We start from the raw sequence: 19372 nt of genomic DNA, 5'->3' as shown, positions 1-19372 counted from the left end.
GGCATGAAACGCTACGGAAATATCTATCCTCAAATTATCGAATTTGAAAACATCTTAGCAGCAGCGAAGAAAGCACAAAAAGGTAAGCGATATCGCGACAATGTTTTAATTTTTAATTACAACTTAGAACAAGAATTAGAGAAATTACAAAAAGAACTGGCGAACAAAAATTATCAACCAGGTGTTTATAGAAGTTTTTATATCAAAGAACCAAAAAGTCGGCTTATTTCTGCTGCACCGTATAAAGACAGAGTCGTGCATCATGCGTTGTGTAACATAATTGTTCCTCTGATTGAACCGACATTTATAGGTGATTCCTACGCTAATCGAGTCGGATTTGGTACTCATCGCGCCTTAAATCGGTTTATCGAATTTTCTCGTTCTAGTCGCTACGTGCTTCAATGCGATATCAAAAAATATTTTCCTAGCATTGACCATGAAATACTAAAGAGTTTGCTTTGCCGTAAAATAAAATGCTCAGATACGCTCTGGCTAATTAATACCATCATCGACAACAGCAATGAACAGCTAGCAGCAGTTGAGTACTTTGAGGAAGATAGTTTATTAACACCGCTCGAAAGACGACGCGGTTTACCGATTGGGAATCTTACCAGCCAGTTTTTTGCTAATATCTATCTTAATAGTTTCGACCATTTTGTTAAAGAACAGCTAAAAGCTCGCAAATATCTCCGCTACGTCGATGACTTTGCCCTGTTTTCAGATGACTGGGGATTTTTAAAAGAAGCACGATTTGCGATTGAAGAATATTTAGCCAAGTTACGACTAAAAATTCATCCGATTAAGAGCCAGTTATTTGAAACAAGGTACGGTGCTAATTTTTTAGGCTTTCGCGTTTTACCACACTGTATCCGAGTACGCACAGAAAACTTGCGAAGAGCAAAACGTAGACTAAGAAATATGCAAATCGAATATATTCAAGGTAAGATAAGTATAGACGAAGTAACTCGATCAATTCAAAGTTGGATTGCTCATCTAGAGCATGGAGATACTTGGCAGCTACGTCAACAGATATTTGCTTCTCTCATTTGGTTGAGGAAGTAGAGAAGGGACTGGCAACTCCGAGTGCTGCGCGGTGGTTCGTGGAACAACAATCCTCAAAACTGCCGTTGCGCGTATCGCAACAGGAACAACCCAGACAACGACAACAACAACATCGGGTTCCGGGTTGTGTTCGATGTTTCGCCGAGCGCTCTTCTGTGCCAGAATCTGTGTATGGGAATACATGGAGTGCGCCAAAGAAGAGTCCAGACCTGTTCCTGCGGTGTTGGTGACATCACCCGAAAATCAAACTTGTTTAGGTAGCCTGGTAAGTGTAACAACTGAACGGTTGCCTAACTTAAATATAAGAGATTGGGCTAATATTCTCAGCAGAGTTTCAATATCTCTTGGCAAAACGTATGAATCTAATCCTTGATCAATATGTTTGGCGTTTCTATCAAGGAGTGCAAACTGCCAAATCTGTCCTGTAGTGATTGCTCCAACTAATTCAGGTTGCTGTTCAACTTTGGGCGATCGCTCCCATAAGTCGAGAGCAATCAATTCTGCAATCAGCTGAGTAAAGCCGTAATCTAGATCGTCGCGTTTTGCTTCAATAACTAATAGCTGACCTAGATTATCAATGCTGAGTAGCAAAAATCAATCTTGATTGATGGCACTAGCCAAGATTCCTATAATTTTGTTGGGAGTTTTGATGGAATATTCATCTAAATCGATCAACACAGTTTTTTCTGTCAATTTCAAAAACACCCAGTTAGTTCCAGTAGTCACAGTTCCGTATATCGATGGAATAGACTCTCCTCTTTGCTGGTTGAATATTTGAGCCGCAACCATTTCCGCCAAACATTGCCCCAAACCTGCATTGATATTCTCTTTTTTTGCTTCAACAACAATGATTACAGGCGCTTTGACGATGAGCGATTCTTCAGACTTTGTGATAAGATAGTCACAGTATCCATTTAAACCAAGACTTGTATCCACGTTGAAGTCTATTCCAGAGAATAAGTTAACTTGTGGATTTACCTGGAATTTTAAGTCAGATAAAACTGGGAAAATCAAACCTTCTGAGCGAATTTTTTCGTTATCACTTGCCCGAAGAAGTGGAAAATATCGTTTTATCGCTTCTTTCAAGAAATCACTTGGTTCTACTTCAGGGAAGTCGGCAAATACACCCATCTTTTCTTCGGTTTTCAGGTCGAATTTTTCTAGAACCTCGGCAAAAGAAAAATCACTATAACTCACGCGATCGCCTCCATCCAGAAAAAAGCTCTAATACTCCACAATTTTACGAAACTCAAAGAATCTATATTAAATATATCCTAACTCACGCTGAATACGATAAGGATAAATGGAAAAATGACCCGTACTTTTAATCGTGAATCTTACGGTAAATTGCTAGCCGAGTATCAACCAAAAACAATTACCACAGAAGCAGAAAATGAAGAAGCGATCGCACTTGCTCAAAACTTAGAGCATCGTCTCAATCGTACACCAGAAGAGGAAATGTTGCTGGAACTATTGGTAACATTAATTGAAAAATTTGAAGAAACTCATTACCCAATTCCTCAAGGCACTCCTAATTCAATGTTAATCCATTTGATGGATGCACGCGACATTGCTCCAGAAGCATTAGCTGAGGTAATTGGCTCACTGGAAGTTGTGAAAGAAATTGTTAGTGGCGAGCGTGGTATCAATAAAGTAGAAGCTAAAGCTCTTGCGGACTACTTTCATGTAGATGCAAACTTATTCACTTAAACTGATTTTTCATGAGGAAAATTTATAAAAAGGAATAAAACAGGAATGGAGCAATAAAAATCCAGATGGGAATGAGAATCCAAACGCGTCCCTTCAGAATATTATAATCACTAAGCAGTTTGTTCCAAGGATTACCCATCACATAGTGACCAAAAATAAATTCAAAAGCAACTGTGAGTCCGAGCCAGATCAATCCAATAGTAAGTGCTTCCTCCGGTGATTCAAGATTCCAAAAATTAATAAGCGCCCATATATAGACACCAAACAATAAAATTCCTGTCAAGGTTGAAACTTGATGAGCACGCAAGTCACCAAGATATTTTTTATAACCAATGTCTCGAATAGTTCCATTGAGAATCGCGATAAATATCATGGGAAACCATGCAAGAATATAGCGCAAAACCATAGTATATCCCCCTAGCACCGCTTTGCGGAAGTCAAAAGTCAAAAGTCAAAAGTCAAAAGTTGTATATATCAAGGCTTTAGGCTATTTGAAATAGTTGCTTTATTCACGGTTCTATATTAGGGAGCAAGCCTTTGAATATCCCAAGAACCGTCATCCTGGCGTGAGTACAAAAATCGGTCATGAAGTCTATTAGGACGTCCCTGCCAAAATTCAAAACTATGGGGGAGCACACGATAACCTCCCCAAAAAGATGGTAAAGGTATTTCATGATTCATAAATTTTTGCTTCATTTCTTCAAATTGCATCTCTAAAAGTTTACGAGATGAAATGATCGTACTTTGTTGTGAACACCAAGCTCCAATTTGACTACCTCTAGGACGGGTTGTAAAGTATTTTAATGTCTCAGCAGTAGAAATTTTTTCAGCAGTGCCACGAATTTGAATTTGACATTCTAATGGCAACCAGAGAAAGAGCAGTGATACGTGAGGATTTTCTTGAATCTGGCGAGCTTTTCTACTTTCGTAATTAGTAAAAAATATAAAGCCTTGCTTATCAAAGGATTTTAAAAGAACAGTACGTAAACAAGGTTCTGCTTGTGCAGAAGCAGTACCCAAAATCATTGCATTTGGCTCTAATAAATCAGCTGCACAAGCCTGTTGAAATAAAATTTCAAATTGCTCAAAGGGGTCATCCTTCAAGTCTTGTCGTCTCAGACCTGTCTTTGTATAGTTTTGTCGTAGATTTTCAATATCCATTATTTTAATAAAGAATTCAGGAGTCAGGAGTCAGAAGTCAGGAGCAAGAATTGAATTTTATTCGACTGGCGCATCAATTTTGGTAAGACAGCAGAAAATTTTTCCGTGTATGAGTATTCTATCTCCTGACTCCTGTATTCTGACTCCTGACTCCTTCTAAATTACTGATGAATTGTTCCATCCGGCATAATAGCGCCGTGAAGGTTAGCACCAGTGAGGATCGTTTGAGTGAGATCAGCGCCTCGTAAATCAGCATTGCGTAAATTTACTCCACTCAAATCGGCATAGCTAAGATCTGCTTCACACAAACTAGCTTCACTGAGGTCTGTCTGATATGAATTATTATCAGTTAACAGAATTGCTAAACTTGCTCGACACAGCTTGGCTCCATCTAATTTGGCGTGACGCAATAAAACCCCGCTGATTTTTGCATAGCTTAGGTCTGCGTCTCTTAAATCGGTATATTCTAGATTGGTCTGGTGCTTGGAACTAGGGCGTAAGTCAGCCTCAAATAGCATTGCTTGCGAGAGGTTCGCATAACTCAAGTTCGCTCCAGACAAAAATGCCTTAGCTAAGTTTGTTTTCTGTAGCATTGCTTTGATTAACTTAGCTCCGCTCAAGTCAGCTTCCCGTAACTCAGCTTGGCAGAGATTAGCTTCGCTCAAATCTGTACCCCAGAGAATGGTTTCACTTAAATTAGCTTTACTGAGGTTTGCTTGAAAAAGCATTGCATGTCCTAAGCGTGCTTCCCGTAAATCACTATTGCTTAGGTTAGCACCACTCAAATTTACATTCACTAGTTCAGCTTCTCGCAGATTTACCGCAGATAAGTCTACATTGGCAAAATCCCGTTCTGTTGCTGCATATCGACTGAGGAGTTCATCTGCTTCCATAATTCTTTATCAAGTTTAGCTATATTAACACCATGTTGCTTTTCTCTAGTAAAGCGCAGTTAGCGACAGAGATATTGGTACTGTCAAATTCTTTCTTTCCCAGTACAGCAACAGCAGATGCAACTATATGTTATAGTACTGACGCTTAATTATCACCGACAAAGTTGATTATTTTCGATTGTTTTTATATTTAGCGTGAGTTCCGAGAATTAGCAAATTTTAGACATTCAAGATACTTGTAAGGGCGAACGCCGTACTCTGCGAGAAGCCGGAGGCTACGCCCCTACATGGTTTCTGGAAATGTTTGATTGTTCTGGGAATTTTACTCGGCTGCAATCAGTTCTACTGCAGTATTACCTGGAGAGCGTTCTGTACTACCTGGTTTGTCTTGGCGTGTGATCAAATCAAACACGTGGTCACCAATCGCCGCTTTAACATCGTCTTCTAATTCATGGAAGACATTGCGATTGAGTTGAAAGGCGTTATTTGCCTCGTCCACGATTTTTTGAGCTAAGGTATCATCTATTGGTAGTGAATTTAAGGCATCACGATATTTACCTTTAAATGCTCTGATCGCCTCAACGCTCTTCAGGTCGTCAAATTCATAGAATCTGGTTCCTTGATCCTCTGGTAAGCTCATTGCTGAGCGGATAATTTTTTTCAAACTCTGACCACCAGACAGATCTCCCATATACCGAACATAAGCATGAGCAATCAGTAGTGCTGGTTCTGTCTTTGCTACCTCATGGATACGATCAACATAAGCTCTACCCTCCTTGGAGGCTACAATTTGATCTTGCCAGCGATAGCCATAGTAAAAAGCCAAATCTTGCTCTAAATTTGCCTTGCGGTTTAGTTCACGAAAATAAATCGGAGCTACCGCAGGATGATCATGATGGCGCTCAAGCTCTTCTTCTATAGCACAGTAGAGGAAATACAAGTTTGCAATCAGCTTGCGGAATGGTTCTTGTTCAACGATTCCTTTAAGGAAACATTTCATAAATGCCGTATTTTCGGACATAGTATGGGATTGTTTCGTTCCTTCCCGCAACTTGCTTGCTAAATCAATACTCATAGTATATGGTTCCCTGTTATTTTAATTAAACTGGCAAAACTCTTGGAAAAGTTTGATCGCTGTACTGTGTGCAGCACTCTGGGCGCAAAGGATTCTCTGCTGTGTAAACAAAAAACAGTGCTGCGCGTGATTCTTTCCGAGACTTCCCGTGGTGAAAGATCGCTTTTGGATCTGCAATAACGATTGATCCTGCTTTTCCAGGGCAAGATTTCCATAGTGAGGGGGGTACGAGTTCTTCCATTTCTCGATCATTAAGACCAACTTTACCCTTCGCCATCGTTGATGCAATTTTAGCGCGAATGCGCAATGCTAGCAGAAACGGGACTTTATATTTAGGAATGTACTGAAATGGACCGTTTTCTTCTGCGACATCACACAGATAGACAATGACTTTTACCATACGACGATCCTCTGCATCTAGGTGCCATTGCTCTGTTGTTACAGGCTCGTCATTTGCAAAGTCCCGACGTAAATGCACACCTTGGAATGCAACGGGAAGACCTATATAATTTTCTACAATATTAAGTAATCTCTGTTGACTTCCCCATGAAAAGAAATCAGATAGCTCTGTAACAGTAAAAATCTGAGGATAGGCTGGGTTTTTTAGACTGCCAAACTTTTCTTGATTATTACGGCTACGAGACAAAGCTGCTTCCATATTAGATAACTCGCCCTTAGCAGCTTTAACAAGTTCTGGCGTGTTGGGAAGTCCTAACTCTTCTAAGGAAGTACCAAAAACTCCTTCTTTGCGAAGCCCATTAACAATTAACTTATCCTGTGCGCTAAGCGGGGGTAGTTTACTGGCGTGCCTGATTAGATTTATTCTATATAAGAGTTCTGACGGAATTCGAGAGATATATTCAACTAATTGATTTAACATTTGACTATATGAACCTTATGACGTTTTGTACAATATTGAAGCTAGTGGGTCTTTGCTTTGTGGTACTAAAACACCAGGTCAATACCACTGTGTGATGCACCGCCAAGGTTTTGATTCTTATCTAAGAGTATAACTAATTAGTAATCTAGTTGTTGAGCTTTAACAATTCTTTATTGGATACACCTATAATTCTTCATAAAAGGGCTTTTAATCCTTTCCCCAATGCCCTATGCCCCATGCCCCATGCCCATTACCTTTTTCCTCTTACAATTGATCAACACTTGGTTATAATACCAATTAGTTATTAAATAATTATTCTGCTGACAATTAAATCTCCCTATGTCAAAAATGAAGCCATCCAAAGCTGATCCAGCTATTCTTATGGCGGTTGCTGAGTATTTCAAAGTTTTATCAGAAGTGAGTCGGCTACAAATTTTGACCTGTCTCAAGTCAGGTCCGATGAATGTAATGGACATTGCGGAGGTGACTGGCTTGGGACAGGCTAATTTGTCTAAGCATCTGAAGGTATTAACTCAGATGGGGGTCTTATCTCGTCAGCCCAAAGGCACTAGCGCCTTTTACGAGGTTGCAGACCCGATGATTTTTGAGCTTTGTGAGTTGGCGTGCGATCGCATCAGCGAACGTGTGCATCAGCAAGCTGAAAACCTGAAAGCACTGAGGAATAACACAGCTGTTTTTTGAAAAAACAGTACTAACGAACTGTTAAGCGCAGCGCTTCTGTATCAATTGGTTTAATTAAATAGAGGCGCAAAAGATTCCACAGAATTGAGGCGATATAAGGTAGTTTGCGGATAAGCTTCACGAATTTAGGAGCAGAACTGCGATCAATCTCCACTAATTTCAAGTTTTGATCTGAGCAGTAGTGCAAACGCGAGAAAAACTCTGGATGATCGGTGTTTAGCATCACTGGAAAAGCTCGACCCGCAGTTTCGTTGGTATTGCAAACTACTTGGCGATCAAATTCTGTTGCGTCCAGTCCTAGTGAGTTGTAAAAACCAGCACGCTCGTGAACCGTTAACGTATGGGTTGCAAATACAGATAAGAGGAAAAAGCGACTCCACAGTCTTGCTTTCCAAGTCTTCCACAGTTGTGGCTGGGATCTCAATAATGCTTTAAATATATCCCCATGACGGTTTTCGTCTTGGCACCAACTTTCAAAGTAACGGAAAATCGGGTAAAATTGATTTTCTGGGTGCTTTTGTAGATGGTGATAAATAAGGATGTAGCGCCAGTAACCAATTTTTTCTGATAAGTATACAGTATAAACCACCCACTCAATGGGGAAAAATGTATAAGTACGAGTTTTCGTTACCTCAGCAAGATCGAGAGAAAGTTTAAAGTCTCCCATTGCCTTATTGAGAAATCCAGCATGACGAGCTTCATCACGAGCCATCAGCTGAAACATCTCAGATAAAATTGGACTACGCCCTTTAAGCTTACGAGATAGCTCTTTGAACAGCAGAAACCCAGAAAACTCTGAGATACAAGAACGCTCTAAATAATCAATAAAAGGTTGGCGTGTTTCTGGCGGAATATTTTCCCAAGACTGTTTAAATTCTTCATCCCGAACGAAATGGTGGCGGTTATAATCTGCCCGCATTTCTTCCAGCATCGCCTTTAACTCAGTGTCCTGAGCAGAAAGATCTAAGCTAGCAGCAGTTTCAAAGTCTGTGGTGTAAAACCGAGGAGTAAGTACTGTTTCTTTACTTGGGGTTTTAATTCCCACCTTTGGTTCCTTGGGTACAGACTGGGGCAGTGTATTAACCATGATTATTCGGCTACTCAACTAAATATTTTGATAGCTATCAAGTTATAATAAATTTCATCCTTTGGCTAGACCCCCTAGCTGAAAACGTTACATTCCTTTAAACAAGGAGTCAGGAGTCAGAATTCAGGAATCAGGAGGAACCAGTACATTAGGAGGATCTCCAACACCACGTGCTACACTCGGCAATGCCGTGGCTGCTCAGTAGACAATTAGCGTAACTGATATCTTGCACCTGGGCTATCAGCCAGCCAGCGATTTAAATCGCTGGCTGATAGCTAAAGTCCTCTCAAGAGGACTGATCAAAGATTTGAGTTCATTTCAATGGAATGCGCGCTATTAGCCCGGAACTTAAGTTCTGGGCGGGATATCGGGCTGATTCAGCTGGGGTGCAAGATGTCAGGTAAAGCCCTACAGGTATAGCTGCGCGTAACATCCCCCGGCAGGAGACACCCAAAGAAACGAGGACTTTGTTCATCAAGCAGTTTCAAGAATTTATTCTGACTCCTGGCTCCTGACTCCTGAATTCTGTTTGTTAAATTTTGAAACAATTAATAATTAAACAACTAAGTAGTTATAAAGTCTTAAAGAGACAAAACAGTTATCACTTTAAAAGGTATTCCCATGAGTCCTCTTTCAGACACGACAAATCAAACTGTACTACTTGCATCTCCTAGAATACCGGCTGATTCGCGCCACCGGGTAAAGCAGTTTATGCTGAAGTTACAGGATCAAATTTGCACAGTGCTTGAGCAACTGGATGGAGAAGCAGGTTTTCGGGAAGACCGATGGGAAAGACCGGAAGGTGGTGGAGGACGTACTCGTGTTATTCGAGATGGGCGAGTATTTGAACAAGGTGGAGTCAACTTTTCAGAAGTTTGGGGAGACACACTACCTCCCTCAGTATTGATCCAACGTCCAGAAGCAGCTGGACATGAGTTTTTTGCTACTGGCACTTCAATGGTGCTGCATCCTCGTAATCCTTATGTACCAACTGTACACCTTAATTACCGTTACTTTGAAGCGGGTCCAGTTTGGTGGTTTGGTGGAGGTGCTGATTTGACACCTTATTACCCGTTTGCAGAGGATGCTACTCACTTCCACTCATCATTGAAGTGTGCTTGTGATGCCTCTCATCCAGAATACTATTCCGTCTTCAAACCTTGGTGTGATGAATACTTTTATTTAAAGCATCGCAAAGAACAAAGAGGTATCGGCGGGATATTCTTTGACTATCAAGATGGTCATGGAATCCTTTATGCTGGTCCTAACAGCGATGGTTCAGCAGCCCTTCGCAGTCAGGAAGTGGGAACGGTATCTCGTACTTGGGAAGATCTTTTTGACTTTGTGCAACGCTGCGGTCAGTCATTTTTACCAGCTTATGTGCCTATTGTGCAACGGCGACAAGAAATGCAGTATAGCGATCGCCACCGCAATTTCCAACTCTATCGTCGCGGTCGCTACGTTGAGTTTAACTTAGTCTACGACAGAGGAACAATTTTTGGTCTGCAAACCAATGGTCGGACAGAATCCATACTCATGTCTCTGCCACCAGTGACACGCTGGGAATATGGTTATGAGCCAGAACCAGGGAGTCCTGAAGCACAGTTGACTGAAGTTTTCCTCAAACCGCAAGATTGGGCGAGCGGATCTATTAGATATTAGGTGATTTCCGAGAAAGAAAATACCTGGGGAGTGCGAGTTTCGACTTCGCTCAACTCACGATCTCTCAGTTGGTTGAGCGAAGTCGAAACCAACGGCTGCGGTATATTTATTCCTGTAAATCACCTTAGGTGATTTCCTCTGGCATTATCCGTCACCCTATAAGCGAGCGTTAGCTTATGGGGTTTTATTGTATGGAGGAGACAGTTGCATAAATTCAGCGAGCAAGATGCTCGCACTACAAAATAAATCAGCATGGCTTAGAGAGCAGAATAAATTAAGCAAATAGAAATTCAAAAACATCACAAAAACCTCATATTAGAAAGAGTAGTATAGCAATCCTAAATGAATTACAAACCGAACACTCGCGGGGCTTTTATTAACAAGCCTTCCAGATTGCTTCTGTTTAGAGATCAAATAGGATTGGTATAGTAAGATTTGCGTCATAAAGAATTTAGCTACAAAATTTGATGAACAGTTTCAACAAGTTGCTCAATAAAGTCCACTGCATCACTAACCAACAATTCATCAATATTCCATCTATTGCCTATATTAAAGGTAGGATCTATATCAGCTTCATGGGCAATTTTATTTCTACGATCAACAATTGCACTCAGTTGTTGCTTGATATCTTTTGCTGGTTTACCTATTTTTACAGAAACTTCTTCCCATAATTTCTTGCCTGATATAAGCCTAATTGCATCAGCTATCTTATCTGGCTGTTGAAAGCTTTTATAACTAAGAGTTTCTCGGATTTCATTTTCTAGCCAAGAAACATTGTTATTAAGCTTATTCGCTATACTAGTTGATATTACAGGAATTAAAGACGAGATTGTATGAGACTGCTGCATAAATGTCGAGCCGTAACTTTGTTGAATCTCGTTTTTCAACCAAGATGCAACATCTATCGCCATTATCCGCTCTTGACGCGCAGCACTTAACGAAATTTCAAAACGGGAAAAGGCTGATTGAGTAGTGTTAGCTGGAGGGATGGGTTCAGGACGTTGATTACAGTGAATTTCTAGCATCCCTAATGTAACAACTTCATGAATGTAATAGTCTAAAGCACTGACAGCTAGAACCAAAGACGCCCTTAAAATATCTGAGACATCCAACGCATTCGTAGTTTGAGCTTTTACAGAGTTATGAAGATTAATGAGGTCTCGAACGCGACCAATACTAATACGAAATTGGTCAAGCGCTGACTGCATAGGTAGAGGTAGAAGTTAGTGCAATAATCTTGTCTGCTAAGTCTGAAAAAGTTTCCCTAAATTCTTCTTGTTTACTTTGGTTATTGTTTAATACTATTCCTCTTTGCCCTAATTGCTCAGGTTTGAGGTCATAAATCGGGGTTCGGTGTTGGTGAGACAGAGCAATTAGACTATTAAAATTTGATATTTTCGTAAGAGAAAAGGTATCATTAATTCCCTGCTGAGTATAGGCTATATGAGGTAGCAACAGATTATTCTGGCGTAAAATAGGGACTAACTTCTTAGAAACAGCTTGTTCAACTTTCTGAATCCATGTTTGAAAGGCAGCACTCTCTTTTCCACCACGTATAATTCCATAATTTTGAACAATAGTTCCTAAAAAACGCAACGTAATGTTAGGAAATGGGTAAGCAGCATTTTTCAGAATTGGAATAGAGCTTGCTGTTTTAGCCCAAGCGCACCATCTTGGTAAAACTTTAGCTAAAGAATCTATTGCCATTGCTGAGAAGAAATCAGCAGTAGTTGGAACCAGAAAAAAATCGCTCGTCATTAATAGATTCTGATTTATCGAGCTTAAACTGGGACTCATATCGATCAAAATATAGTCAGCATTAAACTTAGTAGCTGTTTTCTCAAATAAATCAGTGATAGAACCTGGTAAGTTTTTTAAGGCTTGAATTGAACCACTTAATTCTTGAGCAATGCCTAATATTACCTCATATTCAGCAAATCCAACATGACCAGGCAACAAAAATAACCCTCGTTGACCTTGTATTGGGATACAGTCTACAGCCTCAATAGCTCTTGGTTGAGATTCAAAAGCAGGAGCTAAACCCATCTTAATGTTTGATGTTGTACTATATATATTTTCTATTCTTGCCTCATCATCCTCTGTTTCTTCTCCCAAAGCCATCCCTGTGAGATTACACTGCGGGTCAGCATCCACAAGGATTACTCTCTTACCTTTTGAGGCGAGCATCCATCCTAAATTAAATGTGGTTGTTGTTTTGCCAACTCCGCCCTTGTGATTAAACAAGGAAATTTTCTGAACCATTGTACTATGCCTGCATAAATCGGCTTTTATGTTTCAATCCTCAGTATAGCTTGGAGAAAAGCTCTGAACCTTGATAGCTTAATAAGTATCACTCAGGTAAGTTTTCTGGAAATTGCTTACCGCAGTCTTTGCAAAGATAACGCTGTTTGCCATGACGGTGACCATTTTTAGAGAGGCGTTGAGAACGACAGTGCGGACATTTCATTACCTTGTTCAACACTTCATCGCCTACATAAGGGCGTAAGTATGCAATCAACAACGCCTCTATCTGGGCAAAAATCTGCTCGCAGTCAGTTTCATTGCTGCGTAATGCTATAAGCACTAAAGTATTATAAGTATGGACGCATACTTTCGCTAGTAAGTTACTCTGTTCGAGAGCTAACTCAGGATTACGCTTTCGCCAAAGTTGAGATGTGAAGTCTATAGCTTCCTGAGTAAAACTCTCATCAATAGTTTGGAATATTGCGGCAGATGTGAAGTATTGCACAAACACTATTCGAGAAGTAGGCTGTTCAAAAAGTTTCCTGAACTCGACTGCTAGAGTTTGGATAAATTCCTCAAACGGAAGTTGAATGATTTCCGACTGACTCAGTTTTGCGTGTATGGCGCGTACTCGCTCGACGTGACGCAGCTCCAAAGCGTGAAAAATCGCCAATTTATCGGGAAAAAACTGGTAAAGCGAGCCTATAGCTGTTTTAGCACGAGCGGCGATCGCGTGAGTGGTCGCCGCTTCATAACCCACCTCATCAAATACCTCCGCTGCTGCATCTAACATTCTCTCCACACGCTGCTGACTGCGCTTTTGCTGAGGTTGACGCCGCATACCCTGGTTCTTATTTATTGGCAAATATGAATTTTTTGTCATAATTTTACATATAAATGTGACATATTAGTCACGTTTTGTTTTACTATTACAGTAGACAAGCAAAATCAGCCTGCCTCAAATAATTCCTCAGAACACTAGTAAATCAGGAGAGTAACACCTATGTCTATGCTCGTTGGTGCACCCTGGCTATTAGCACACAAATCTATGCTAGAAGTCAATAAGCCGAAAAAGATATCTCTTTACGGTGAAGACTATGTACTTTGGAAAGATAGAACTGGTAAAGTGAGCGCTTTACCCAATACTTGTCCACACATGGGAGCTATGCTGTCTGAAGGGTGGTGTCAAGAGGGTGAAGATAAAACGAGCGTAGTCGTTTGTCCTTTTCATGCACTTGAGTTTGATGGTGAAGGATGTACGGTTTTGCCAGGTTCCAACAAGAAAACATTACCGCAAATCAAGCCGCTAGAACTGATTATTCAAGGTGATTTTATTTGGTCTTATGGTGGTTATGAGCCTAAAATACCGATCCCTAATATCTTGAATGAGATTGCTTCGCAGTATGAGTTTATTGGTCATGCAGGTGATACCAGCGTGAAAACGGATTTGCTAAGTATGCTGTTAAACATGCACGATTACAATCACCAAAACGGTACCCATCGCCCTTTATTTAGGATTGAGGAAGTTCGTTTTGAGCAGTTTATTGACAATGGACATCAATCTCACGCATTCTTAACTAATGTTACATCATTCAGCAGTTGGGCTGAAAAAATCAGCAATCCTAGTTTGTTACTTTTACCAAAAGTCCTAAAAGCTCATTTAGAAAATCACTTTCCGCACTTAGTGATATTTCACGGGAAAACAGGACTTGGTAAAGTAGCTCAGATCCACTTGTTTGTACCAGAGTCGGAAACTTGTACGCGCACTTATGTGATTATGTATGGGATCATCAATAATCCTGCACTTAAGTTTCTTGGACAGAGTTTTCTCAACTTTGCGAGAGTTATTGTAGAGCAAGATACTGATATACTGCACAAAATCTACCCAAACACACCCCAAAAAATTAAGCTAAATAATGAAGTTGGGATGGATTGGGTTAGGCGCAATTTTGAAAACTGGTCAGAAATTGTCGAACCGAACTTGTCGCGATAAGCAGTTAAGATAATTCAGCGACAAAAGGCGCGATCTGCGCTTCACGCAGCAGCGAAGCTATCGCCTTAACAAACTCGGTCGTCGATTCATATGGTAAAACATTACGACCCGGAATTTTTATACTACGACCTTGGGGTAAATACTTCAGGTAATCAGCCAAGCGCTCGTCTGGTGTTTCTTGTTTACCCTCTTTACCAATACTTGATGCTGTCTCACCGATAACTATTAGTGTGGGTTTGTTGATAGACGCGATCGCGTTAGTATAATCCTTCCGCCAAAAGCCAGCTAAAAAAGAAAAAACTGCATGGCGACTAGCAGGATTTTCTGCACCCTTGCGCAATGTATTCAACCATTCAGCATCTACAGCATCACTCTTGTCAAACAGCTGACGAGTTGAGAAATTGCGCAAAAAATTCTCACGACGAGCATATCGATAAAAAGCATTTCCCAGAGGTGAATCTAAAAGATTCCAAATAATTTTTTGCCGTGACTCTGGTATTCTTTTAGTAGTTATAGCCCAAGCTGGTGGACCTGCTAGTATAAGTCCTGCAATTAAATTGGGTTCTTTTTGAACTAATTCAATTGCAACAGCCATTAAAGCACCTTGTACCAACACGATCACAGGTTTTTGTACCACTGTGCGTAAAAAATGCTGCAACTGTTCCGCCCAATCAACAGCAGTGTAGCCTACATGAGGCATATCACTTTCACCACATCCTAGTAAATCAGGGTTGTAAATCAAATTACGTTGTTCTTGCTTATCCCATTCATGATAAAATCGTTGCCAAAATTGACGCGATAACCCCACACCAATTGGATGAATTAACAGCAGAGGGGTACCTTCAGGTGATGAATTGAGTGGGTTGTGAACTTCGTATGCACAACGGTAATTTTTCCAAGTGTAAAACTGGGTGGGAGATTTGGTTTTAGTTTGAGTGCTCATGTTTAAAAAATCATTTGGGGGTGAATCAACTGATAACCTGCGTCTTTTATCTTTTGATTGGATACCCTAGCGTTGTAGGGACGAGTACTTTTCTGGGTAGGATCCCACGTAACATTAGGCAAACTGTGTTTCTCGAAAATTTGGTTTAGTAATTCTCGACTTCTCAGATGTGCATCGTCAACTAAATTATAAATACCTTCGAGTTTCTTTTCACGGACAAACTCTATCGCAGCAACAATATCATCTAGATGAACCCAATTTGTTACGTCCTCCCCATCACCTGGTCGAGTTGTTCCTGCATATCGACTAAATATCTTTACCAATTCTCTATTTGGGCCATAGATTCCTCCTAACCGCAAGATGCACACGCGAAGGCTTTGACTGTTTGCTGATAGTAAAACTTGTTCAGTCTTACTAAGGATTTCCCCAGAAACGTTTGTTGGTGCAACGGGAGATTCTTCATCGACCCATTCCCCATTTTTATCACCATAAACAGAATAACTTCCTGTATATATCAAGTGTTGTACACTCGGAATCTGCTTTAAGACAGAAACTAAAGTTTGGGCAGTATGCAGATAAGTTTCTTGATAAAAATCAGCACCTTTGGCAGCAACACTTAAGAGTACAGTCTCTTGATTTTTTAAGATTGATTTTAGACTTTCAGCATCACTGCCTTTTAATACTTCTACTTTTTGTGCTACTGCTTCTAATGTAGGAACGCGTTCAGGACTGGTTGTAGTGGCTGTCACAACAAAAGACTTCTCTTGCTGCCAATATTCAGCAACCTTGCAACCGACATAACCACAACCTATAATAGCAATATTCATAATTAATCAAGGAGTTAAAATTGTATATCGTAGCTGATTTTTGCACATTGCAGGTAAACAAAACACAATTGTTCCAGTATTACTCATAAATTTTCCCATCAGGCATAATTGCACCAGCTAAGTTAGTCCCAATCATTTTAACAAGTAGGCGATCGCCAGACCGAATCCGCGCTCCTGTTAAGTCTGCTCCTCGCAAATCCGCTCCGCTCAGATCCGCTCCAATTAAGTTTGAAAATCGCAAATTTGCTTCTCTCATGTCAGACAACAGAAGGTTGGCTCTAAACAAATTTGCTTCAGATAAATTTGCTCCTCTGAGATTAGCTTTGTGCATAAAAGTATCACTGAGATTTGCACCGCTTAAGTTCGCATAGCTTAAGTTTCTTCTAGATAAATCTCTACCCTTCAAGTTGGCTCGACTGAAATCCCTACCACTTAAGTCTGAGTTTTGCTTCGGTGGTTGATAGGTTTTTTGCGGTGGCTTTTCCCATTGTGTATTTTGATACTTCTGTTTTAGAGAACGTAATTGTTCCCTAGCTTCATTTATTTCTTGCAGCTTTTTTTGCGCTTTCTGTTGTAAGCGGGGATTATCATTTGGGATACGATCAGGATGCCAGATAAAAGCCAAATCCTTGTAAGCCTGGTTCACTTCTTCTAGTGTTGCTCCAGGTTCCAAATCTAACACCCTGTAGTACCGCTCCAGCTCACTCATATCACTCTTGATGGACAATCATCTTCATTATGAGTTATCCATCGTCTATCTGCTGAATTCTTTTTAGAGCTTACCCACTGTACAAATTCACCGTAATGTGCATTACCAAGTTTCGTTGTTTCAAATTCTCCACACTAAAAAAGTAACTTTTTTTACCGTTCTTTGTTAGTTACTCGGATCCTACCTCTAACAATATTATTATCTTCTTGTTTTTCCCTGCAAGGTTCCATCGTCATCGTACCATCAGCACGAGCATAAAGTTGAGCGCAAAGTTTTTCTTCATGCAGATTAATCAAGTTGAGAATTTCTTCAAGAGACATGCCTATAAAGTTGTAAACATTTAATTTACCAAGATAGTGCGGGAGGCTGAAAGCCCCGTGTCTTTAGACCGGGGATGAAAGACGACACGGGGGAATTTATTCCCCGTGAGTACTCTTCTTGGCTAAATCCTTGATGTAATCCCTGAGAATTTCACCCATCGGTACATTCTTTTTATCCGCAACACTTTTTAAAAGATTGTACTCATCATCTGTCAACCAAAGTTGAAATTTTTTTTGTCTAGCCATTGACTTTAAGGGTGTTTTTGTCTTATTTTAGGAGTATAACCCAACTTTAAACAAAGTGGAAATAGGAACACAAAAAGATTTAACTAAACCAGATGCCACAACCCAACAGATACTTAAAGTTCTGGCTATGGCATCAAACAGCCTGTACAACACAGGAGTCTATGTAAACCGTCAAAGGTATTTTAAAGAAAAAAGATTTGTTGGTTATTCCAAATTATGCAGCGATTTGAAAGTTGATGAAAACTACAAAATCATGCATTCTCAAGCTGGACAACAAACACTAAAAAGTGTCGCTGAATCTTTTTCTTCATTTCGAGAACTAGAACGAATGTTTAAGAATGGGGAATTAAAAGAAAAGCCTAGACTGCCGCACTACCGGACTAAGGGTGGGCTGTACCAAATAGTTTATCCTGGTCAAGCACTCAAGGTAATAGAAGACAAAGACCGTAGGTGGATACAAATTCCTTTAGGCAGAGCTGGTAAAGCCTTTTTTGAAGGGATTGATTCAATAACCTTGCCCTACCCTCAACGGTTGTGGGACAAACAGATTAAGGAGTTGAGATTTATTCCATCTCACGGTACATGGTACACAGAGTACGTGTACGAGATCTCCCCACAAGTACAAGCCACTGGCAGTAATGCGCTAGGAATTGATCCGGGTTTAAACAACTGGGTGTCTGCGGTTTGTACCAACGGGAAATCTTTTTTAATCTCTGGCAAGCGTCTTAAATCCGTTAACCAGTACTACAACAAGACAAAGGCTGCATTGCAAGGAGCAGTGGATAAATACCTTGGAGAATCCGGTTTCTTCACCAAAAGAATGCAGCGATTAACCGATAAGCGGAACCGTCAAATGAGAAACGCGGTTAATGTGGTAGCAAAAACAATTATTAATTGGTGTTTGGGTAACTCAGTTAATACAGTTGTTTTTGGTTGCAACAAGGAACAAAAACAGGGTATAGATATCGGTTCCCGGAACAATCAAAATTTCGTGCAAATTCCCACCGCCAAGCTTAGAAAAAGAGTTGAGCAGTTATGCATTTTGCACGGGATTAATTTTGTTGAGGCTGAGGAAGCGTACACTTCTAAGGCAAGTTTTTTGGATGAAGATTTAGTGCCTGCATTCGGTGAGAAACCCGAAGGGTACGAATTTTCTGGAACTCGCGTTAAGAGAGGATTGTTCAGAACGTCAGCCGGTTTTGAAGTCAACGCGGATCTCAATGGTGCGGGTAATATACTTCGCAAAGTAGCGGTGAGGATGGGGCTTGACCTCAGCCAAATCAGTAGGGGGTGTTTGACCCATCCCTGGCGGCTCTACGCCTGAATCCCCCGAATTCTATTCGGGGGAGTGGCTCAAAATAGTGACATTTTCTCACATGATCATCCCCTTCCATATCTGTCCACCGAACCTGGCATGGTTCTTGGATAAGGATTTCCACATTTTCAAGACGGCTAACAGCCTTAAATCTCCTTTGTTTCTTGGACATATCCCAATCTTGTTGGAGGTGTGAACTTAACAGTGAAGGTAGGTAATAGACCAATACGGTTCAGTTAAAGCCTAAAGCCTAAAATTGTGTAGGTTGGGTTGAGGGACGAAACCCAACATTTTTAGGATTTTGTTGGGTTTCACTTCGTTCAACCCAACCTACCACTGCACTTTAGACAGGTATCTAAGATTAGGTGATGCGGTCAAAGCGTTGTACAACGAGCAGTCCAGCCATTAGTTCTTGTGTCTCTTTCTCAACACCTACCCATTGGCGCGTTAGGCAAAAAAATAGTATCGTCGTGGGGGTGTTTCGCTCACCCATACTCCGATTCTACCAACGGATCTGCAAAAGATCCAACTTTTATTGAGCGG

General features: G+C 40.6%; 24 protein-coding genes and 1 pseudogene. 8 read left to right on the top strand and 17 right to left on the bottom strand.

The window, feature by feature from the left end; translation table 11 throughout:
- Positions 1 to 3 precede the first annotated feature (3 nt).
- Both G4P69_RS14555 and G4P69_RS14550 read left to right on the top strand, forming a co-directional pair.
- Positions 4 to 1062: an RNA-directed DNA polymerase gene (locus G4P69_RS14555; protein ID WP_208342687.1), complete on the top strand. Its 1059-nt coding sequence runs from the start codon at positions 4 to 6 to the stop codon at positions 1060 to 1062.
- Between the two features lie 21 nt (positions 1063 to 1083).
- Complete coding sequence (locus G4P69_RS14550) at positions 1084 to 1323, top strand: SUMF1/EgtB/PvdO family nonheme iron enzyme (protein ID WP_208342696.1); 240 nt, start codon at positions 1084 to 1086, stop codon at positions 1321 to 1323.
- On the opposite strand, the gene G4P69_RS14545 is transcribed toward G4P69_RS14550, so the two are convergent.
- Together G4P69_RS14545 and G4P69_RS14540 are read right to left on the bottom strand one after the other, a co-directional pair.
- Entirely contained in the window at positions 1306 to 1653 is a 348-nt protein-coding gene (locus G4P69_RS14545; RefSeq protein WP_208342699.1) for a hypothetical protein, read from the bottom strand. The genes G4P69_RS14550 and G4P69_RS14545 overlap by 18 nt on opposite strands.
- Before the next feature lie 3 nt (positions 1654 to 1656).
- On the bottom strand, positions 1657 to 2259 hold the full coding sequence (locus tag G4P69_RS14540) for a hypothetical protein (protein ID WP_208342701.1): 603 nt from the start codon (positions 2257 to 2259) through the stop codon (positions 1657 to 1659).
- A gap of 44 nt (positions 2260 to 2303) precedes the next feature.
- Between G4P69_RS14540 and G4P69_RS14535 the strand changes: the two are divergent.
- Both G4P69_RS14535 and G4P69_RS14530 read left to right on the top strand, forming a co-directional pair.
- Positions 2304 to 2390: pseudogene (locus G4P69_RS14535) on the top strand (type II toxin-antitoxin system HigB family toxin); the annotation flags it as partial.
- The gene (locus G4P69_RS14530) at positions 2374 to 2772 is read left to right on the top strand and encodes a helix-turn-helix domain-containing protein (protein ID WP_208342703.1); all 399 of its coding nucleotides are present in this window, start codon (positions 2374 to 2376) and stop codon (positions 2770 to 2772) included. The pseudogene G4P69_RS14535 and the gene G4P69_RS14530, both read left to right, overlap by 17 nt.
- 22 nt (positions 2773 to 2794) lie before the next feature.
- On the opposite strand, the gene G4P69_RS14525 is transcribed toward G4P69_RS14530, so the two are convergent.
- From G4P69_RS14525 to G4P69_RS14505, 5 genes are all read right to left on the bottom strand, one after another.
- Complete coding sequence (locus G4P69_RS14525; RefSeq protein ID WP_208342706.1) at positions 2795 to 3178, bottom strand: hypothetical protein; 384 nt, start codon at positions 3176 to 3178, stop codon at positions 2795 to 2797.
- 116 nt (positions 3179 to 3294) lie between these two features.
- The gene (pdxH, locus tag G4P69_RS14520) at positions 3295 to 3933 is read right to left on the bottom strand and encodes a pyridoxamine 5'-phosphate oxidase (RefSeq protein WP_208342708.1); all 639 of its coding nucleotides are present in this window, start codon (positions 3931 to 3933) and stop codon (positions 3295 to 3297) included.
- A 161-nt stretch (positions 3934 to 4094) separates the two neighbouring features.
- Positions 4095 to 4826: a heterocyst differentiation pentapeptide repeat protein HetL gene (gene hetL / locus G4P69_RS14515; protein WP_208342711.1), complete on the bottom strand. Its 732-nt coding sequence runs from the start codon at positions 4824 to 4826 to the stop codon at positions 4095 to 4097.
- A 322-nt stretch (positions 4827 to 5148) separates the two neighbouring features.
- Positions 5149 to 5901, bottom strand: coding sequence for a biliverdin-producing heme oxygenase (locus G4P69_RS14510; RefSeq protein WP_208342712.1), 753 nt, complete (start codon positions 5899 to 5901; stop codon positions 5149 to 5151).
- Between the two features lie 25 nt (positions 5902 to 5926).
- Positions 5927 to 6781: a phytanoyl-CoA dioxygenase family protein gene (locus tag G4P69_RS14505; protein WP_208342721.1), complete on the bottom strand. Its 855-nt coding sequence runs from the start codon at positions 6779 to 6781 to the stop codon at positions 5927 to 5929.
- A 339-nt stretch (positions 6782 to 7120) separates the two neighbouring features.
- Between G4P69_RS14505 and G4P69_RS14500 the strand changes: the two genes are divergently transcribed.
- Positions 7121 to 7483, top strand: coding sequence for an ArsR/SmtB family transcription factor (locus G4P69_RS14500; RefSeq protein ID WP_208342723.1), 363 nt, complete (start codon positions 7121 to 7123; stop codon positions 7481 to 7483).
- 10 nt (positions 7484 to 7493) lie between these two features.
- Here G4P69_RS14500 and acsF read toward each other — a convergent pair whose 3' ends face one another.
- Positions 7494 to 8570 carry a magnesium-protoporphyrin IX monomethyl ester (oxidative) cyclase gene (gene acsF, locus G4P69_RS14495; RefSeq protein ID WP_208350443.1) on the bottom strand — a complete coding sequence of 359 codons (1077 nt, stop codon included), beginning with the start codon at positions 8568 to 8570 and terminating at the stop codon, positions 7494 to 7496.
- 621 nt (positions 8571 to 9191) lie between these two features.
- On the opposite strand from acsF, the gene hemF reads away from it, so the two are divergent.
- Positions 9192 to 10232: an oxygen-dependent coproporphyrinogen oxidase gene (gene hemF / locus G4P69_RS14490; protein WP_208342726.1), complete on the top strand. Its 1041-nt coding sequence runs from the start codon at positions 9192 to 9194 to the stop codon at positions 10230 to 10232.
- Between the two features lie 455 nt (positions 10233 to 10687).
- Here hemF and G4P69_RS14485 read toward each other — a convergent pair whose 3' ends face one another.
- From G4P69_RS14485 to G4P69_RS39225, 3 genes are all read right to left on the bottom strand, one after another.
- Positions 10688 to 11440: a HEPN domain-containing protein gene (locus G4P69_RS14485; RefSeq protein WP_208342728.1), complete on the bottom strand. Its 753-nt coding sequence runs from the start codon at positions 11438 to 11440 to the stop codon at positions 10688 to 10690.
- Positions 11424 to 12494, bottom strand: a complete 1071-nt coding sequence (locus tag G4P69_RS14480; protein WP_208342730.1) for a ParA family protein — start codon at positions 12492 to 12494, stop codon at positions 11424 to 11426. Before G4P69_RS14480 ends, G4P69_RS14485 begins: the two co-directional genes overlap by 17 nt.
- Positions 12495 to 12582: 88 nt before the next feature.
- On the bottom strand, positions 12583 to 13317 hold the full coding sequence (locus G4P69_RS39225; RefSeq protein ID WP_208342732.1) for a TetR/AcrR family transcriptional regulator: 735 nt from the start codon (positions 13315 to 13317) through the stop codon (positions 12583 to 12585).
- A 168-nt stretch (positions 13318 to 13485) separates the two neighbouring features.
- On the opposite strand from G4P69_RS39225, the gene G4P69_RS14470 reads away from it, so the two are divergent.
- Positions 13486 to 14469, top strand: a complete 984-nt coding sequence (locus tag G4P69_RS14470) for a Rieske 2Fe-2S domain-containing protein (protein ID WP_208342735.1) — start codon at positions 13486 to 13488, stop codon at positions 14467 to 14469.
- 4 nt (positions 14470 to 14473) lie between these two features.
- Here the strand turns inward: G4P69_RS14470 and G4P69_RS14465 are convergent, their stop codons facing one another.
- The 5 genes from G4P69_RS14465 to G4P69_RS14445 all read right to left on the bottom strand — a co-directional run bounded on the left by G4P69_RS14465 (position 14474) and on the right by G4P69_RS14445 (position 17514).
- Entirely contained in the window at positions 14474 to 15412 is a 939-nt protein-coding gene (locus tag G4P69_RS14465; RefSeq protein ID WP_208342737.1) for an alpha/beta fold hydrolase, read from the bottom strand.
- A 2-nt stretch (positions 15413 to 15414) separates the two neighbouring features.
- Positions 15415 to 16239: an SDR family oxidoreductase gene (locus G4P69_RS14460; RefSeq protein WP_208342740.1), complete on the bottom strand. Its 825-nt coding sequence runs from the start codon at positions 16237 to 16239 to the stop codon at positions 15415 to 15417.
- A 79-nt stretch (positions 16240 to 16318) separates the two neighbouring features.
- On the bottom strand, positions 16319 to 16948 hold the full coding sequence (locus G4P69_RS14455; protein ID WP_208342750.1) for a pentapeptide repeat-containing protein: 630 nt from the start codon (positions 16946 to 16948) through the stop codon (positions 16319 to 16321).
- Positions 16949 to 17100: 152 nt separating this feature from the next.
- On the bottom strand, positions 17101 to 17268 hold the full coding sequence (locus tag G4P69_RS14450; RefSeq protein WP_208342752.1) for a hypothetical protein: 168 nt from the start codon (positions 17266 to 17268) through the stop codon (positions 17101 to 17103).
- A gap of 96 nt (positions 17269 to 17364) precedes the next feature.
- Positions 17365 to 17514 (bottom strand): hypothetical protein, encoded by a 150-nt coding sequence (locus G4P69_RS14445; protein ID WP_208342754.1) that lies wholly within the window; start codon positions 17512 to 17514, stop codon positions 17365 to 17367.
- Between the two features lie 55 nt (positions 17515 to 17569).
- Between G4P69_RS14445 and G4P69_RS14440 the strand changes: the two genes are divergently transcribed.
- Positions 17570 to 18838, top strand: a complete 1269-nt coding sequence (locus G4P69_RS14440; protein ID WP_208350440.1) for an RNA-guided endonuclease InsQ/TnpB family protein — start codon at positions 17570 to 17572, stop codon at positions 18836 to 18838.
- Positions 18839 to 19190: 352 nt separating this feature from the next.
- Here the strand turns inward: G4P69_RS14440 and G4P69_RS39950 are convergent, their stop codons facing one another.
- Complete coding sequence (locus G4P69_RS39950; protein ID WP_279605399.1) at positions 19191 to 19322, bottom strand: hypothetical protein; 132 nt, start codon at positions 19320 to 19322, stop codon at positions 19191 to 19193.
- Between the last annotated feature and the right edge of the window lie 50 nt (positions 19323 to 19372).

Origin of the sequence: Aetokthonos hydrillicola CCALA 1050 (assembly GCF_017591665.1) — a bacterium.
GTDB classification, from domain to species: domain Bacteria; phylum Cyanobacteriota; class Cyanobacteriia; order Cyanobacteriales; family Nostocaceae; genus Aetokthonos; species Aetokthonos hydrillicola.
This window is presented reverse-complemented; position numbering and strand designations above follow the sequence as displayed.

Bases quoted from the DNA above. Each gene is read 5' to 3' on its own strand.
- G4P69_RS14555 (WP_208342687.1), top strand. From the start codon at position 4: ATGAAACGCTACGGAAATATCTATCCTCAAATTATCGAATTTGAAAAC.
- G4P69_RS14530 (WP_208342703.1), top strand. From the start codon at position 2,374: ATGACCCGTACTTTTAATCGTGAATCTTACGGTAAATTGCTAGCCGAG.
- G4P69_RS14525 (WP_208342706.1), bottom strand. From the start codon at position 3,178: ATGGTTTTGCGCTATATTCTTGCATGGTTTCCCATGATATTTATCGCG.
- pdxH (WP_208342708.1), bottom strand. From the start codon at position 3,933: ATGGATATTGAAAATCTACGACAAAACTATACAAAGACAGGTCTGAGA.
- hetL (WP_208342711.1), bottom strand. From the start codon at position 4,826: ATGGAAGCAGATGAACTCCTCAGTCGATATGCAGCAACAGAACGGGAT.
- G4P69_RS14510 (WP_208342712.1), bottom strand. From the start codon at position 5,901: ATGAGTATTGATTTAGCAAGCAAGTTGCGGGAAGGAACGAAACAATCC.
- G4P69_RS14505 (WP_208342721.1), bottom strand. From the start codon at position 6,781: ATGTTAAATCAATTAGTTGAATATATCTCTCGAATTCCGTCAGAACTC.
- G4P69_RS14500 (WP_208342723.1), top strand. From the start codon at position 7,121: ATGTCAAAAATGAAGCCATCCAAAGCTGATCCAGCTATTCTTATGGCG.
- acsF (WP_208350443.1), bottom strand. From the start codon at position 8,570: ATGGTTAATACACTGCCCCAGTCTGTACCCAAGGAACCAAAGGTGGGA.
- hemF (WP_208342726.1), top strand. From the start codon at position 9,192: ATGAGTCCTCTTTCAGACACGACAAATCAAACTGTACTACTTGCATCT.
- G4P69_RS14485 (WP_208342728.1), bottom strand. From the start codon at position 11,440: ATGCAGTCAGCGCTTGACCAATTTCGTATTAGTATTGGTCGCGTTCGA.
- G4P69_RS14480 (WP_208342730.1), bottom strand. From the start codon at position 12,494: ATGGTTCAGAAAATTTCCTTGTTTAATCACAAGGGCGGAGTTGGCAAA.
- G4P69_RS39225 (WP_208342732.1), bottom strand. From the start codon at position 13,317: ATGCGGCGTCAACCTCAGCAAAAGCGCAGTCAGCAGCGTGTGGAGAGA.
- G4P69_RS14470 (WP_208342735.1), top strand. From the start codon at position 13,486: ATGCTCGTTGGTGCACCCTGGCTATTAGCACACAAATCTATGCTAGAA.
- G4P69_RS14465 (WP_208342737.1), bottom strand. From the start codon at position 15,412: ATGAGCACTCAAACTAAAACCAAATCTCCCACCCAGTTTTACACTTGG.
- G4P69_RS14460 (WP_208342740.1), bottom strand. From the start codon at position 16,239: ATGAATATTGCTATTATAGGTTGTGGTTATGTCGGTTGCAAGGTTGCT.
- G4P69_RS14455 (WP_208342750.1), bottom strand. From the start codon at position 16,948: ATGAGTGAGCTGGAGCGGTACTACAGGGTGTTAGATTTGGAACCTGGA.
- G4P69_RS14450 (WP_208342752.1), bottom strand. From the start codon at position 17,268: ATGTCTCTTGAAGAAATTCTCAACTTGATTAATCTGCATGAAGAAAAA.
- G4P69_RS14445 (WP_208342754.1), bottom strand. From the start codon at position 17,514: ATGGCTAGACAAAAAAAATTTCAACTTTGGTTGACAGATGATGAGTAC.
- G4P69_RS39950 (WP_279605399.1), bottom strand. From the start codon at position 19,322: ATGGGTGAGCGAAACACCCCCACGACGATACTATTTTTTTGCCTAACG.